Origin of the sequence: Reyranella sp. (assembly GCF_004297405.1) — a bacterium.
Taxonomy (GTDB): Bacteria; Pseudomonadota; Alphaproteobacteria; order Reyranellales; family Reyranellaceae; genus Reyranella.
Genome location: NZ_SCVC01000042.1, coordinates 220,254 through 234,639 on the forward strand (window position 1 = coordinate 220,254; position 14,386 = coordinate 234,639).

Consider the following 14,386-nt stretch of genomic DNA (forward strand, 5'->3'; position numbering starts at 1 on the left):
AATTTCATTATCGCCTAGTGATGTGACCATCCCATGCGCGCAATGCTGATGTCTTCTCACAGTAAGGTCTTGCATCCAAACGTCTGCTGGGGCGTTGTGCAGGGGTGGTAACGGTTTGCCCCCCACACCGTGCCGTGCTGGGCAAGAATGTGTTTGTCCGCTTGTTGGGCATGATGGCGGTCGTGATGATGCTTTGGGCATCGTTTTGCGGCATCGCGCAGGCTCGGACAGCGAAGATCGAGCTCACCATGTCCGGCGACGAGGGCATGCAGGCCGATATCAAGAGCCTCGTCGAAGGGATCGAGAAGAACCAGCCGCTGACGGGGGATAGCCTTTCGTTGCTGCAAGGTGCCCAGGCAGCCCTGTCGAGAGTAAATGCAGCGTTGCGTTCCCGCGGCTTCTACGATGCCGAGGCGACTGGCACCGTGGACGGCCATCCTATCGCTGACGCGGCAGCTCTCGACGCGATCGAAGCACGGCCTGATACCGATGCGATCTCATTTTCCTTCGATATCAAGACGGGCCCGCGTTACCGCATCGGCCAGTTAGTGATCCGCCCGCCCGGCGCCATGGTCTCCCTGCCCGATATCGATCGCAGCAAGCTCGACCTTGCGCCCGGCGATCCGGCCGATGCTGGAGCGATCATCGGTGCCCAGGACAAGCTGCTCACCGAACTGCGCCAGCACGGCTACGCGCTGGCGACGGTCAAGGACCGCGAGGTCGTCGTCGATCATGCGACACGCGAGGCCGACGTCACTTTCATCGTCGAAAGTGGGCCGACGGCGCGCATGGGGCCCGTACGTTTCTCCGGCACCGAGAAGATCGACACGGTCTGGCTGCAGCGCCGTGTGCCCTTCAAGGAGGGTGAACCCTACGAACCTGGCAAAGTCGATGCGCTGCGTGGCAAGCTCACGTCGCTCGGCGTCTTCAATGCGGTACGCATCCGGCCCGCGACCGGCCTCGATGCCAATGGCGAGCTGCCGATCGATGTCGAGCTGACCGACCGGCCACAGCGCTCTATCGGGTTCGGCATGAGCTACGAAACCCAGCTCGGCTTCGCCGTCGACGGCTTCTGGGTCCATCGCAATCTGTTCGGCCAGGCCGAAAGCCTGCGTCTTTCGGCAGAGATCAATCGCATCGGGCAAAACGCGCTCCTCGATACGGGCTTCGCCTTCCGGGCGGCCTTCCGCAAGCCTGACTGGTGGCTGCCCGGCCAGGATGCGCGGCTCGAAGCGGCAGCGTTGCGCGAGGTGCTGGACGCCTACACCCGCAACGCCATCACGTTTCAGGCTGGTTTCGATCGTACCGTCTCCCCGCATCTCCAGGTGCGTTTCGGGCTCGCCGCCGAGTTCGCGCAGATCACCCGCAACGGCATTACCCAGGATTACAACCTCCTCGGTGTCCCGATGACGGTGCTCTACAACAGGGCGAACAGCGACGTCGACCCGACCAAGGGCTATCGGCTGCAGTTCGATGTGACGCCCTGGCTCGACATCGGCCCGGCGGGCAATTTCTTCACGATCATGCGTCTGACAGGCCGCAGCTACTTCGATCTCGCCGAACCGGGACGTACCGTTCTGGCGACGCGCGCGTCCTTCGGCACCGAGCCTGCCACCAACATCAACAGCATCCCGCCGGACAAGCTTTTCTACGCCGGCGGCGGCGGCTCGGTCCGCGGCTTCGTCTACCAGAGTGCGGGGCCGCGCGATGCCTTCAACAATCCGCTCGGCGGCGCCAGCGTCATCGAGGCAAGCGTCGAGTTGCGCCAGCGGATTGGGCAGTCGTTCGGCGCGGTGGCTTTCGTCGACGCCGGCAGCGCCTATCCCGACTATCTGCCCAACTTCTCATTGTTCGCCCCACGAGTCGGCGCGGGCGCTGGCATCCGCTATTATACCGACTTCGGTCCGATCCGGTTCGATGTCGGCATTCCGCTCAATCGGCGCGAGGGCGATCCACCGTTCGGTGTCTATGTCAGCCTGGGACAGGCTTTCTGATGCGGGTCGTACGGCTCCTTACCTGGACACTGGGCGGCGTTTCCGCGGTGCTGGTCGTCGCGTTCGCGTCTTTGCAGACCTCGCCCGTGCAGCGTGCCCTGGCGTCCATCGTGTCCGACTTGGCCTCGACGCCGGAAAGTAAACTCAGCATCCAGGGATTGAGTGGTTTCATCCCGACGGATCTGAAGATCGAGCGCGTGGAACTCGCCGACCGTCAGGGCCCCTGGCTCACGATCGACGACGCACAGGTCCGCTGGTCATTCTGGTCATTGTTGAGCGGGCGTGTGCACATCGACATCGTTTCCGCGCGGCGCATCGATGTCGCCCGACCACCGGAACCGGCAAAGGCCGAGGCAGGTAGCACGAAAAGCGGTGGCTCTCTGCAATTGCCCGTCGGCGTCGATCTGCAGGCGCTCTCGATCGAGGAGCTGCATGTCGGTGCGGCGCTCGCACAAGTCGATTCACGCTGGAAGATCACCGGTAACGCGGTGCTGCCGGCAAGTCTTGCCGACGGTCGGCTCAAGCTCGAGGGAAACCGCCTCGATGGCCCGGTCGGGCGTCTCGGGGCGGATATCCGCTTTGACGCCAACACGCAGGCCGTCGACGGCGAGGTGACTTTCGATGAAGGGAAGGGTGGTGTCGTCGCGGCCCTGCTCGAGCGGCCTGACATCGAGGGCTTCGCGACCCGCCTGGCCATTCGCGGCGACGCCCATGCAGGCAGTGCCGATCTGACTTTGTCGGCAGCCGATGCCGCGACCGCGACGGGCAAGGCAAGCTGGCAACCTCGTGATGCCACGACAGAGATCGTCGTGCGCCTCGATGCCGCCGGACCCGGCTTGCCCAAGGGACCGGTGACGGATGCGATCCGCGGGCCCCTGGCGCTGACGGCGACGGCTGCGCTCGACGACAAGCTCGTCACGCTTCGCGAGGCGCGATTGACCTTGGGGCCGGTCGGCGTGACAGCGTCGGGCCAATACGAGCGTGCCGCCGATCGCCTGCAGGGCACCGTGACCGTGGAGTCCGCAGAACCGGGACCCTTCGGCCCGTTGCTGGCGGGTGCAACCTGGCGCGGCCTGAAGTTGGAAGCCAAGGCTGATGTCAGCGCGCTCGCGACGCGGCCGCAGGGAATGCTTCTGCTCACCGGTGGCGCGGAAGACATATCCGTGACCGCGATCGATGCCCGCTTTCCGGCGCTGGGAAAGGTGGCGCTCGATGCGCGCGTCGGGGTGCGCGACAAGACGTTGACGATCGAACTGTTGGACATCGCCTCGTCGCCTGCGTCACTGAAAGGCACGGGCACCTACGTCATCACTACGGAACGTGGAGAGGGCAAGGTTACGCTGACCCTGCCGAGCTTGACGCCGTTCTCGGCATTGGCGGGGCGCGATCTGGCGGGCCGGGCCGATCTCGACCTGACCGCGACGAGCGACAAAGGCGATCTCACCCTTACGTGGCAAGGCGCGCTGCGCGATTTGGGAGTGCCGGACCTTCCGCACGATCTTGTCGCTTCGCCGGTGTCGCTCGGCGGCACTGCCGGCCTGAAGCGCGACGAGACCTGGTCTTTGCGCGGGGTGCGGATCGCGACTGAAGGCGGTGCATTCACCATCGACGGCAACGGCCACGGATCGACAGGAACGCTCGACCTGTCGCTGGACCTGCCGAAGCTTGCGGCGCTTCGGGCCGATGTCGCGGGCGTTGCCTCGGCCAAGGCAACGATCACCCTGCGGGGCGATGGTACCGACCTCAAGCTGACCGCGGCTCTTCGCGATCTCGCTTATCAGCAGCTCAAGGCCCAGAAACTCGATCTCTCGACGACGGCATCACTCGACGCGACAGGGGCAGCTCGTGGAGCGGTCGAAGCCAATGGTGAAGTCGCTAGTCAGGCACTTACCCTAAACGGCCGCTTCGAGCGCGATTCAACGGGTGGCATCGTCGTGCCGTCGTTCCAGGGACGTTGGGCGAGCGCTATCCTCGATGTTGCCAATCTGGCCGTCACGCAGGCCCGTACGACGGGCCATGCGAAGCTCAGCATGGCGCGCCTGCAGGATCTGTCTCCCTTGATAGGCACTGAGCTTGCGGGATCGCTCAACGCCGAAGTGACGGCCGATCCCGCATCGCCAGCAGGCCGGCTCGACGTTCACGTGCGGGGCGCAGACATCAGGAGCAGTGGCCTTGCCGTCGGCGCGCTCGACTTGGCCGGCACGATCGATGATCCGATGGGCAACGCCCGTACCGATCTCAAGCTGACGGCGAGCCGGTTGGCTGGCGCATCGGGCGTCAACGGCCTGACGGCGACGGCCAAAGGCGATCGACAGGGTCTCGATATGACAGTGCAGGCAACAGGCAGCACTGCCGCCAATCTCGCTGCCCGACTGGAGATGGCCGAGAAGGAGATCCTGGTCGCGCTTCAGCGCTTCGATGGTCGATACGACCGTGTCCCACTGGCGCTGGCGGCACCGACCAAGATCCGTATCGCCGGAGAGCAGATCAGGATTGATCCGACCAACCTGCGGCTGGGGGGCGGCCGGTTGACCGCCGGCGGTACGCTCGATCCGGTGGCCAGCGATCTGCAGCTCGAACTGGCGGCGCTGCCACTCTCACTGATCGAGGCCTTCGCGCCCGGTACCAATCTCGAGGGCACGCTGAACAGCCGTGTGCGGGTGCAGGGTCCGATGGCAGCACCGCGCATCGAGGCCACCTACAATGCCGCAGGTGTGCGGCTGCGGATGCCGGATACGGCCTTGGTGCCACCATTGGCGCTGCAGGGCACGGCATCGCTGGTCGGTCAGCAGGCCGCTCTCGACGCCAGGATCACCGCGGGCGGCGCAACCAACCTGACACTGAAAGGCCAGGCGACTCTGCCGCAAGGACGTGCACCTCTCGCGGCAACGGCGACAGTGGGGGGATCGGTCGATATCGCTCCCTTTGCGCCATTGCTGGGCAACGATGTTCGCGGCGTCACCGGCACGGTGCGTCCGAACCTGTCGTTCGACATTGCGGGTTCGCGCGTTACGGGCAGCGGGACAGTCGATTTTTCGAATGGCGCACTGGCGCTGCCCGAGGCCGGTCTGCGCCTGAGCGGTGGCGAAGGCCGGCTGGGTCTGCAGGGCGACGTCCTGCAGATTCAACGGTTCACTTTCCAGACTGGGCGCAGCGGCAGCGTCTCGGCAAGCGGCACGGTGCGGCTCGATCCAGAGCAAGGGCCTACCCTCGATCTTACGGTCGGCAGCCAGCGCGCCTTGCTGGTGAGCCGGCCCGACCTCGTGGCGACGGTATCTAGCAATCTCAAGATCACCGGCTCGACGACGAGCGGCATTGATGTTGCCGGTCCGATCACCATCGATCGTGCGGAGATCGCCGTCGGCGCCGCGCAATCGATCGACTTCCCGACGTTACAGGTGCGCGAGATCAACCGCCCCGGCGCCGCACCGCCGCCACCTGTCGATCTCAATAAGCCGAAGAAAGCGGAGCCGAAGCAGGGTGCCGTGCCGATCCGTCTCGCACTGACCATCAACGCGCCGCAGGCAATCTTCGTGCGCGGCCGTGGCCTCGATGCAGAGATGTCGGGCCAGTTCCAGGTTAGCGGCACACCATCGGCACCGGAAGCCATCGGCGGGCTGACGATGCGACGTGGTGAATTCACGCTGGGCGGTCGCCGGCTCAATTTCACCCGGGGCGTCGTCACGCTGGACAATCTCAATACGATCGACCCGGCGCTCGACTTCGTCGCCTCGACCAGCGTGCAGCAGACGACGATTACCATTACGGTTTCCGGCACGTCGCGAGCCCCTGCCATTGCCATCAGTTCCTCGCCGTCGCTGCCTGCCGACGAGGCCATGGCGTTGCTGATCTTTGGCAAGTCGGCGTCGAGCCTCAGCGCTTTCGAGTTGGTGCAAGTGGCGGCGGCAGTGGCCGAACTCACCGGCCAGTCACCCGGCAGCAGTTTCATGGGTCGCTTGCGTCAGGGGCTCGGCCTCGATCGGCTGAGCGTCGGCTCGTCTGGAGGCGCGGGTGGTTCGGGGGGCTCACCGGTGTCGATCGAAGCCGGCCGCTACGTAGCGCCTGGAGTGTATGTCGGTGCCAAGCAAGGTGCTTCTGGCAATTCCAGTCGCGGCGTCGTGCAGATCGACGTACTGGATAACGTGAAGCTCGAAGGCGATATCGGTGCGGACTCCACGGGGCGCGTCGGCGCCAAGATGGAGTGGGACTACTAGGACAGAGGCCAAAGGTGAAAGACCCGCTTCGGCACGGCCGAGCGGGTCCTAACGATCTTCGCCGGTACATCCGCGACTGAAGAACGCCTTCACTGGGAGACCTAACGCCACTCGATCGAAAGAGTTGCAAAGAGTTACAGGATGAGGTGCGCCCAAATGCGCGCGGAACTTCCGTCGGCGCTCTGCCGTTGACCTGCCGATATGACTGACAGTGCCACCCTCGAAGCAATCAGCCCCTATCTCGTGCTTTGCCAAGCCGACGATGCTGGCCGCCCGATCGTCGAGATGGCACGCACCCTGCACGATCTTATCGTCACGTTCCCGCCCCATGGTCACTACTCGGTGCGTACCGTGGAGGACGAGTGCGGACCGGCCGTCCATTGCGCTTTCGAACGCAAGATCGACGCTGACCGGCTGGCGGCGGCTGTGGGCGCTATCGAGATCGCACGCTACGAAAGCTATCGCAGCGAACGCGCTTTCTTCCTCAACGACGAGACGATGACACGGCTAAAGCGGGCCGTGCAGAAGCAGCAGCGCTAGAACCAGTACCGCTTGCCGACGGCCGAGGGCGCCAGCACGTCGTCGCCGAAGGCCTGGGCCAGCGCCGACATGGCGCGCCAGCCGGTGCAATGGCCGGCCCCAATCTGCGCCAAACCAAATTGCTTCATTGCCGCGACCGTCTCCGGGATGATCTTCTCATTGGTTCCTGACAGGTGCAGGCCGCCCAGCACGGCATGTAACTTCCCGTCGGGAAAGCTCGCCTGCGCATGGGTGAGGACATTCACGATGCCGGCGTGGGAGCAGGCGCTCAGCACAACTAGCCCCTTGCCCTTCACGTTCACGGCGAGCCAACGTTCGTCCATCAGGAGTTCGTCCGGCTCCCAGCCTGTGCCGTCGTCCGTACGCCTTACCTGGCCGGGCAGGCCACGCTCGAACGATGTCACGCGCGGGATCTCGCCGCTGACATGGAACATGTCGTCGAGCAGGCGCTGCGGCCCGGTCGCCGAAACGATCTCCGCTCCCAGCCCTTCGAGCTCGGCGATGCTCGGCACATCGTCCATCAGCCGCACGCCGCCGTCGGGGAGCTTCATGCCACACTGCCGGAACATGCCGGGATGCACATGGAAGGGAACGGTGCGACCGCCATTGCGTCCACGAATACCCTGGAGCGCGAGTTTCATCGCGCCGGCATGATCCCAATGACCGTGCGAGAGCACGATGCCTTCGATGCGGCCGAGATCGACGCCAAGTCGCGTCGTATTGCGCTCGAAGGCATACTCCTCCGGTCCGCTGTCGAACAGCACCGTATGCCGTGTCGAACCACGCTCGACGGTGACGAGACAGGAGAGGCCGTGGACCGCGCAGCACAGGCAGCGGTCGGATGACGCGCGCAAACCGCGGCGGTTGGTGAAGGCGAACTCTCCCTCGACATTGAGTGGCGTCGAGGAGAGTCCATCGGTCGCGTTGTCGACCAGGATGTGGATCTCGACGCGATCGACTTCGACGAGATCCATCTTGGGTGCCGGCTAGAGCATGCCGAAGAGGCGGGCGACCCTCTGCACCCCTTGCCATGCCGGATCGAGAATCGTAAAGGTGCGCACCATCTCGTTGGCGTCGTGCAGCAGGGCGCGGAGCTTCTGCCCATTGGGCTCGTCCTTTTCGGCCTCGCGCTTGGCCTCCTCGAAGAGGGCGCGCAGCTCGCGCATCTCTTCGGTGAAGTCGTCGTCGATGGCTTTCAGTGAATCCGTCAGCGCATTCACCAAGTCTTTCTTCTGCTCGGCCATGGGCCTATGCCGCCTTCCTGGTTCGATTTGCCTCGATTGCCGCCCACAGTGATGCCGCCGTCACCGGCATGTCGACATGCTTGAGGCCGGTATGCGGGTGGATCGCATCGACGATGGCGTTGATCACGGCCGGAGGTGCGCCAATGGCGCCAGCTTCGCCGGCGCCCTTTACGCCCAGCGGATTGGTCGTGCACAGGCTGTTGTGCATGTCGAAGTGCACATGCGGCACCACGTCGGCACGCGGCAGGGCGTAGTCCATGAACGAACCGCTCATGAGCTGCCCGGAGTCGTTGTCATAGACGGTCTTTTCCGTCAGCGCCTGGCCGACGCCCTGGCCGACGCCGCCATGGACCTGGCCTTGCAGCAGCAGCGGATTCAATGCCGTGCCGAAATCGTCCATGATCGAGTAGTTCAGGATCTGTAGCGTGCCGGTATCGGGATCGACCTCGAGCTCGCAGACATGACAACCGTTGGGGAAGGTCGCTGCCGACGGCGTGCGGGTGAAGTCGCCATCGAGGCCGGGCTGTTCGCCGGCCGGGACATGCCTGGGATCCTTGGCGGCCTTGGCGACGTCGAACAGGCTCATCGTGCGGTCGGTGCCGACGATGCGGAAGGTCGCGTCCTTGTATTCGATATCGCCGACAGCGGCTTCCATCGCCGAGGCCGCGACCAGCTTGCCCTTTTCGATGATCTTGTCGCTGACCCCCAGGACCGCCGCGCCCGCCACCGGGATGGAGCGGCTGCCGCCAGTCATGCCTTCCGGCGTGAAGTCCGAATCGCCTTGCACGATGCGGATGCGATCGGCATCGACGCCTAGCCGGGCCGACATGATTTGCGTGAAGGCCGTCTCGTGACCCTGACCATTGGTCTGCACGCCCACGAAGACGGTGATCGTGTCGTCTTCGTTGAACTTGGCGATGGCGCTTTCTGGTGCGCCGCCCGAGCACTTCTCCACATAGGTTGCCATGCCGATGCCACGCCACTTGTCCTTGGCGAGGGAGGCAGCGCGGCGGGCGGAAAAGCCCTTCCAATCGGCCTTCTCCATGCCCTTCAGCATGACATTGTCGAAGTCGCCGGAGTCGTAGGTATCGCCCAACGCCGTGTCCCACGGGATCTGATTGGGCTTCACGAGGTTGCGCTTGCGCAGCTCGTCCGGCGTCAGGCCGGTCTCGCGCGCGATATGGTCGACGAACCGCTCCAGCAGATACGCCGCTTCGGGACGGCCGGCGCCACGATAGGCATCGGTCGGCACCGTGTTGGTCATCACGCCCTTCACGTTCACGTAGATCGTGGGCGTCTGGTAGAGGCCAGCCAGCATGCCGGTCCCGGCCATCGTCGGGATGAAGGCGCCGAAGTGGCTGAGATAGGCACCGAGTGCGGCGTAGGTCGTGACGCGGAAGCCCAGGAACTTGCAGTCCTTGTCGAGGGCCATCTCGGCGATCGAGACATGGTCGCGGCCCTGGACGTCGGACAGGAAGGCCTCCTGGCGATCGGGAATCCACTTCACTGTCCTCTTGAGCTCACGGCTGGCCCAGACGACGAGGGGATACTCGGGATGAACGAAGATCTTCATGCCGAAGCCGCCACCGACGTCGCCGGTGCGCACGCGCAGCTTGGGCTGGCCGATCTTCAGGATCATGTCGGCGACGACGGGCCGGATGACGCTGACGCCCTGCGAGGAGACCCAGAGGGTGGAGCGGTCGTCCTGGGCGTCGTATTCGCAGATGGCGCCGCGCGGCTCCATCGAGTTCACGACCAGCCGGTTATTGACGATCTGCAGCTTCACGACGCGGTCAGCCTTGGCAAAGGCCGTCTCCGTCTTGGCGCGATCGCCCATCTCCCAGTCGAACACCAGGTTGCCCTTGATATGGTCGTGGACCAGCGGTGCGCCGGGCTGGGCGGACTCATAGGTGCCGACCGTGTGAGGGCGGGCTTCGTAGTCGACCTCGATCAGCTCGGAGGCGTCCTTGGCCTGTTCCAGGTTTTCGGCGACGACCAGAGCCACCGGGTCGCCGACATGGCGAACGCGGCCCTGGGCCAGCATCGGGCGGGGGGTATCGGCGCGCGGGGTACCGTCGCGGTTGCTTACGGGCACGAGGCAGGGCAGGTCGCCGTAGCCCGCCTTCTTCACATCTTCACCGGTAAGGACCAGAAGCACGCCGGGGGCTTTGCGGGCGGCGGACGTGTCGATGCTCTTGATGTCGGCGTGGGCGTGCGGCGAGCGCAGCACGTAGGCGCGAGCGGCCGGGGCCGAAAGCTTGGTGTCGTCGGTGTACCGACCGCCGCCGGTCAGAAGCCGGGGATCCTCGACCCGGCGAACCGATTGTCCGATGCCGAACTTTGCCATGAATTCCTCCGTGTTGGCCGGAGGTTAGCAAGGTGCGACGAAGCGTGGCTAGGACTCTTCGCAGGAGAGGAGGGACGCACCCGCAGAGCGGTGCGCCCCTGGCAACATCCTACTTCTTTGGCGAGATCGCGACGATAAGCACCTGGGTGTTGACCGCCGTCACATTGTCACCCGGCTTGACGCGCGGAAGCTGGGCGCGACCCTCGCTGGTCGTGACATTGTAAGTGCGGACTTCGCCGCCATTGGGATTGACGAGCGATATTTTGCCGGCCGCAGGGTCGACCGCAGTCACCCACCAGTTGGCAACGGCCTGATCGGCGACGACTCCTGCCGCACGGTTGTTGCCGGTGACGGCTGCCGTGACATTGACATCGCGATCGCGCGGCGGACGCGCGTTCGGGCCGGACAGCACGAAGGTCAGCCTATCCTCGAAGCCGATCGACACCACATCGCCGGTCCTGGTCGTATCCATCTTCACACCCTCGACCACATTGTGGGTGAGGGAACGGCCGGTTGGACCCGTGAAGGTTATCGTGCGCTTGGCCGGATCGATGGCGGTGATGGTCGCGTCAACCGAATAGGTGGTCACGGTCGAGATGCCGACGATCGGCTGGGTCGGGCTCTGGGCAAAGGCCGTTCCGACAGTTGTCGCCGCTAGAGAGCCGGCGAAAGCTGCTGCAATCAGAAAGCGCTTGGTGATCATGGTACCTCCTCCAATAGTTGCCTGACGCTAACATGAGTGTTGGCGGATTCGCCACTGTGCCCCTGTTACATTGAGATTGATTTTGATCAATCTTCCCGGCGGTATGCACGCCATGACGATGCATGATGGCGAAGGCCACGCCCTGACGGGTGCCACGGCAGAGGCACGGGATCTCTTCGAGCACGCGCTCGAACTCCAGCGCTGCTATCTCGGCGATCCGCTCGAGGCAATCGACAGGACGATCACTGCCGCGCCGGGTTTCGCCATGGCGCACATCACACGCGGCTGGATGAACCTGATCGGCACCGAGCCTCGAGGGTTCGCCAATGCCCGGCAGAGCCATGCCAACGCCGCTCCCTTGGCGAAGACGCCACGCGAACGAGCGCATCTCGAAGCGATGGGCCAGCTCGCCAACTGCGATTTCCATACGGCTGCGGCAACGCTGCAGCGGCTTTCGATCGATCATCCGCGCGACCTGCTGGCTTTGCAGATTGGCCACCATATCGATTTCTTCGTGGGCGATGCCCGGATGATGCGCGATCGCATCGCACGTGCGTTGCCCGAATGGAGCGAAGATCGACCGGGCTACCACCTGTTGCCGGCGATGCACGCTTTCGGGCTGGAGGAATGCGGCGACTACGTCGAGGCGGAGCGCCAAGGTCGTCGCGCCGCTGCTCTGCATCCCGGCGATAGCTGGGCTCAGCATGCGGTGGCGCATGTCATGGAGATGCAGGGTCGCCTAAAGGAAGGGCTCGCCTGGATGCGCGATGATCCCGAGCTGTGGAGCAGGGACAGCCTGCTTGCCATCCACAACTGGTGGCACACTGCGCTCTACCATCTCGACCTCGGCGAAATCGACGAAGTGCTGACGCTCTATGATGGTCCCATCTTCGGCACCAAACCGCCTTTCTCCATGACCTTGGGAGACGCGGGGGCGTTGCTGTGGCGTCTCATGCTGCGTGGCGTCGATCTCGGTGACCGCTGGGATGTCCTGGCCGATCTCTGGACCCAGGTCGAAGGCCGCAGCCTTTATGCTTTCAACGATGCGCATGCCGTGATGGCCTATGTCGGCGCCGGTCGGCGGTCCAAGGCCGTGGAAGTGATCGCGGCTCTCGAGGAAGCGGCGGCTGGCGACAATTCCAACGCCATCTTCAGTAGCCAAGTCGCATTGCCGGTAGCGCGCGCCTTCCTGGCGTTCGGCGATGGCGACTATACGGGTTGCGCGGCACTGCTGCTGCCGGTGATTCCCATTGCTCATCGCTTCGGCGGCAGCCATGCCCAACGGGATGTGCTCGATCTTACTCTGATCGAGGCGGCCTTCCGCGCCGACGACGAGCCGCTCGCCCGTGCCGTGACGGCGGAGCGCAAAGCCGCCAAGCCGCACAGTGTGTTCACCGAAGCGGTGTTCCAACGAGCTCGAGCTGCGGCCGTGGTTCCAGCGTGACGACTGCTTATCTCGCTGCCGACGGTTTCGACACGCAGCTGCGCGAAGAACTCGCCCGGCGTGACGTCGCGATTGTCCGTGAGCACGGTCGGCTTCTGGTCACCGAAGGGCCGGCCGTTCCTGCGGCCTGGGCGGCCAACATTTGGCACGATTGTGTCGAGCTGCCCGTGGCGTCGATCGGCACTGCCGCCAAGTCGTTGCGCGATATCCAGCGCAATTGGGCTATGTATGCGCCACTGCACCATCGTCGTGCCGCCCTGATCCAGGAGCGTCTGCCGCATGTTTCGGCCAAGCCGGTGATCTTTCCGGCTGTCGCGCCGACTGCTCCGCTCGGCAGCTGGACGTTGCTGGCGCCCGACCGGATGCTCGCCGCCGCCCGTTGCAGCTCGCCGTTCGCCAATGGTGAGGTCGACTTAGTCGAGGACAAAGTCGGGCCGCCCAGCCGGGCCTACCTGAAACTATGGGAAGCGTTGGTGCGGTTGCGTCGCTGGCCACAAGCCGGCGAACGCTGTCTCGATCTCGGCGCTTCACCCGGTGGCTGGACCTGGGTGTTGGCCAAACTCGGTGCTGAGGTGGTGGCGATCGACAAGGCACCACTCGATCCACGTGTTGCCGCGATGCCCCGCGTCGAGTGGCGGGGCGAGAGCGCCTTCGCCCTGGAGCCGGCCAGCATCGGTCCGGTCGACTGGCTGTTCTCCGATGTCATCTGCTATCCGGCGCGGTTGCTGCGGCTGGTCGAACGCTGGCGGGCAACTGGGCAGGTGAAGAACTTCGTCTGCACCATCAAATTCCAGGGCGAGACCGATCACGAGACAGCAGAGACCTTTGCTGCGCTGCCGGGCGCCAAGGTCCTGCATCTGCACAACAACAAGCACGAGCTGACGTTTATCCTGACCTCAGCGTCATGACCGCGAGCGCCAGGTTTGGCGGCGCAGGAATTCGACGACGTGCGCGCGGAAGCTGTCGATGAACTCGCGCGCCGGCTGCGATGTACGCTCGGCTTCCGCGTAGAGGACGGTGAACTCGAAGTCGAGGCGTGGCTCGAAGGGACGGACCACGATTCCGCGCGTCGAGTATTCGTGCGCCGTAAACGGCTCACAGAGCGCGACACCGGCGCCCGATGCAACGAATGCGCAGGCAATTTCCGACAGTGGCGTCTCGATTCGCAGCACACGATTCACGTCATGCTCGGCGAAGAGGCGATCGATACGGAAACGCGATATGCCGGAATGGCCAAGGGACACGAAGCTCTCGCCCTCGAAGTCCTTGGGCCGAAGCCGCGCCTTGTTGGCAAGACGATGCCCCTGCGGCAACACCGCGACATAGGGCGCCTTCGGCATTCGTTCGACTCTCACGGCCGTGTGCTCGAACGACGTCTCGGCAAAGCCGAGGTCGCACTGGCCCTGGACGACAGCCGTCAAGACAGCGTGTGACACCAGACCGGACAGCACGAGATCGAGCTTGGGATGCTCGGCAGCGAACTTTCCGGCAAACCGCGGCAGGAAGCCGTTGGCGAGCGCCGGCATCGCCGCGATGCGCAGGAAGCCGGTGCGCCGCGTCCTGATCTCAGTCGCTGTCTTGGCGATGCGTTCCAGACCGACGAAGGAGCGCTCCACTTCGGCATAGAGCGACAGCGCCTCGCTCGTCGGTACCAGCCGGGTGCCGCGGCGCTCGAACAAAGCGAGGCCGACATGATGCTGAAAGTCGCGAATCATGCGGCTGACGGCCGGCTGGCTGACGTTGAGCAGGTTGGCGGCGGCGCCGACGCCGCCAGTCAGCATCAGGGCGCGAAAAGCTTCGATCTGGCGTGGGTTCAGGCCGCGCATTGGCTCAATATAACATTTTGTTATGTAAGCGCCGGAGAAATCGGATTTGACGCCGCAATACCCACGCGCCGAAC

The 14,386-nt window shown here is 64.5% G+C and carries 10 protein-coding genes; 5 read left to right on the top strand and 5 right to left on the bottom strand.

The window, feature by feature from the left end; genetic code table 11:
• Nucleotides 1-134 precede the first annotated feature (134 nt).
• The 3 genes from EPO50_RS27240 to EPO50_RS27250 all read left to right on the top strand — a co-directional run bounded on the left by EPO50_RS27240 (nt 135) and on the right by EPO50_RS27250 (nt 6,748).
• A complete protein-coding gene (locus tag EPO50_RS27240; protein WP_296349469.1) occupies nt 135-1,994 on the top strand; it encodes an autotransporter assembly complex family protein in 1,860 nt (619 codons plus the stop codon).
• Nucleotides 1,994-6,208, top strand: a complete 4,215-nt coding sequence (locus tag EPO50_RS27245; RefSeq protein WP_296349471.1) for a translocation/assembly module TamB domain-containing protein — start codon at nt 1,994-1,996, stop codon at nt 6,206-6,208. The genes EPO50_RS27240 and EPO50_RS27245 overlap by 1 nt, the downstream gene beginning before the upstream one ends.
• A gap of 201 nt (nt 6,209-6,409) precedes the next feature.
• Nucleotides 6,410-6,748: a hypothetical protein gene (locus EPO50_RS27250; protein ID WP_296349473.1), complete on the top strand. Its 339-nt coding sequence runs from the start codon at nt 6,410-6,412 to the stop codon at nt 6,746-6,748.
• Here EPO50_RS27250 and EPO50_RS27255 read toward each other — a convergent pair.
• The 4 genes from EPO50_RS27255 to EPO50_RS27270 all read right to left on the bottom strand — a co-directional run bounded on the left by EPO50_RS27255 (nt 6,745) and on the right by EPO50_RS27270 (nt 11,042).
• Nucleotides 6,745-7,722, bottom strand: a complete 978-nt coding sequence (locus EPO50_RS27255; protein ID WP_296349475.1) for an MBL fold metallo-hydrolase — start codon at nt 7,720-7,722, stop codon at nt 6,745-6,747. The two genes, EPO50_RS27250 and EPO50_RS27255, sit on opposite strands and share 4 nt — an antisense overlap.
• 12 nt (nt 7,723-7,734) lie before the next feature.
• Nucleotides 7,735-7,992 (bottom strand): hypothetical protein, encoded by a 258-nt coding sequence (locus EPO50_RS27260; protein WP_296349477.1) that lies wholly within the window; start codon nt 7,990-7,992, stop codon nt 7,735-7,737.
• A 4-nt stretch (nt 7,993-7,996) separates the two neighbouring features.
• Nucleotides 7,997-10,339 carry a xanthine dehydrogenase family protein molybdopterin-binding subunit gene (locus EPO50_RS27265; protein WP_296349478.1) on the bottom strand — a complete coding sequence of 781 codons (2,343 nt, stop codon included), beginning with the start codon at nt 10,337-10,339 and terminating at the stop codon, nt 7,997-7,999.
• Nucleotides 10,340-10,448: 109 nt separating this feature from the next.
• Nucleotides 10,449-11,042: a hypothetical protein gene (locus tag EPO50_RS27270; protein WP_296349480.1), complete on the bottom strand. Its 594-nt coding sequence runs from the start codon at nt 11,040-11,042 to the stop codon at nt 10,449-10,451.
• Nucleotides 11,043-11,124: 82 nt separating this feature from the next.
• Here EPO50_RS27270 and EPO50_RS27275 point away from each other — a divergent pair, with 82 nt between their 5' ends.
• Nucleotides 11,125-12,486 (top strand): tetratricopeptide repeat protein, encoded by a 1,362-nt coding sequence (locus EPO50_RS27275; RefSeq protein WP_296349481.1) that lies wholly within the window; start codon nt 11,125-11,127, stop codon nt 12,484-12,486.
• Nucleotides 12,483-13,394 (top strand): SAM-dependent methyltransferase, encoded by a 912-nt coding sequence (locus EPO50_RS27280; RefSeq protein WP_296349484.1) that lies wholly within the window; start codon nt 12,483-12,485, stop codon nt 13,392-13,394. Before EPO50_RS27275 ends, EPO50_RS27280 begins: the two co-directional genes overlap by 4 nt.
• Here the strand turns inward: EPO50_RS27280 and EPO50_RS27285 are convergent.
• Complete coding sequence (locus EPO50_RS27285; RefSeq protein WP_296349486.1) at nt 13,389-14,312, bottom strand: LysR substrate-binding domain-containing protein; 924 nt, start codon at nt 14,310-14,312, stop codon at nt 13,389-13,391. The two genes, EPO50_RS27280 and EPO50_RS27285, sit on opposite strands and share 6 nt — an antisense overlap.
• Nucleotides 14,313-14,386: the final 74 nt, after the last annotated feature.

Coding starts and splice junctions, on each gene's coding strand:
- EPO50_RS27245 (WP_296349471.1), top strand. CDS start 1,994: ATGCGGGTCGTACGGCTCCTTACCTGGACACTGGGCGGCGTTTCCGCG.
- EPO50_RS27250 (WP_296349473.1), top strand. CDS start 6,410: ATGACTGACAGTGCCACCCTCGAAGCAATCAGCCCCTATCTCGTGCTT.
- EPO50_RS27255 (WP_296349475.1), bottom strand. CDS start 7,722: ATGGATCTCGTCGAAGTCGATCGCGTCGAGATCCACATCCTGGTCGAC.
- EPO50_RS27260 (WP_296349477.1), bottom strand. CDS start 7,992: ATGGCCGAGCAGAAGAAAGACTTGGTGAATGCGCTGACGGATTCACTG.
- EPO50_RS27265 (WP_296349478.1), bottom strand. CDS start 10,339: ATGGCAAAGTTCGGCATCGGACAATCGGTTCGCCGGGTCGAGGATCCC.
- EPO50_RS27270 (WP_296349480.1), bottom strand. CDS start 11,042: ATGATCACCAAGCGCTTTCTGATTGCAGCAGCTTTCGCCGGCTCTCTA.
- EPO50_RS27285 (WP_296349486.1), bottom strand. CDS start 14,312: ATGCGCGGCCTGAACCCACGCCAGATCGAAGCTTTTCGCGCCCTGATG.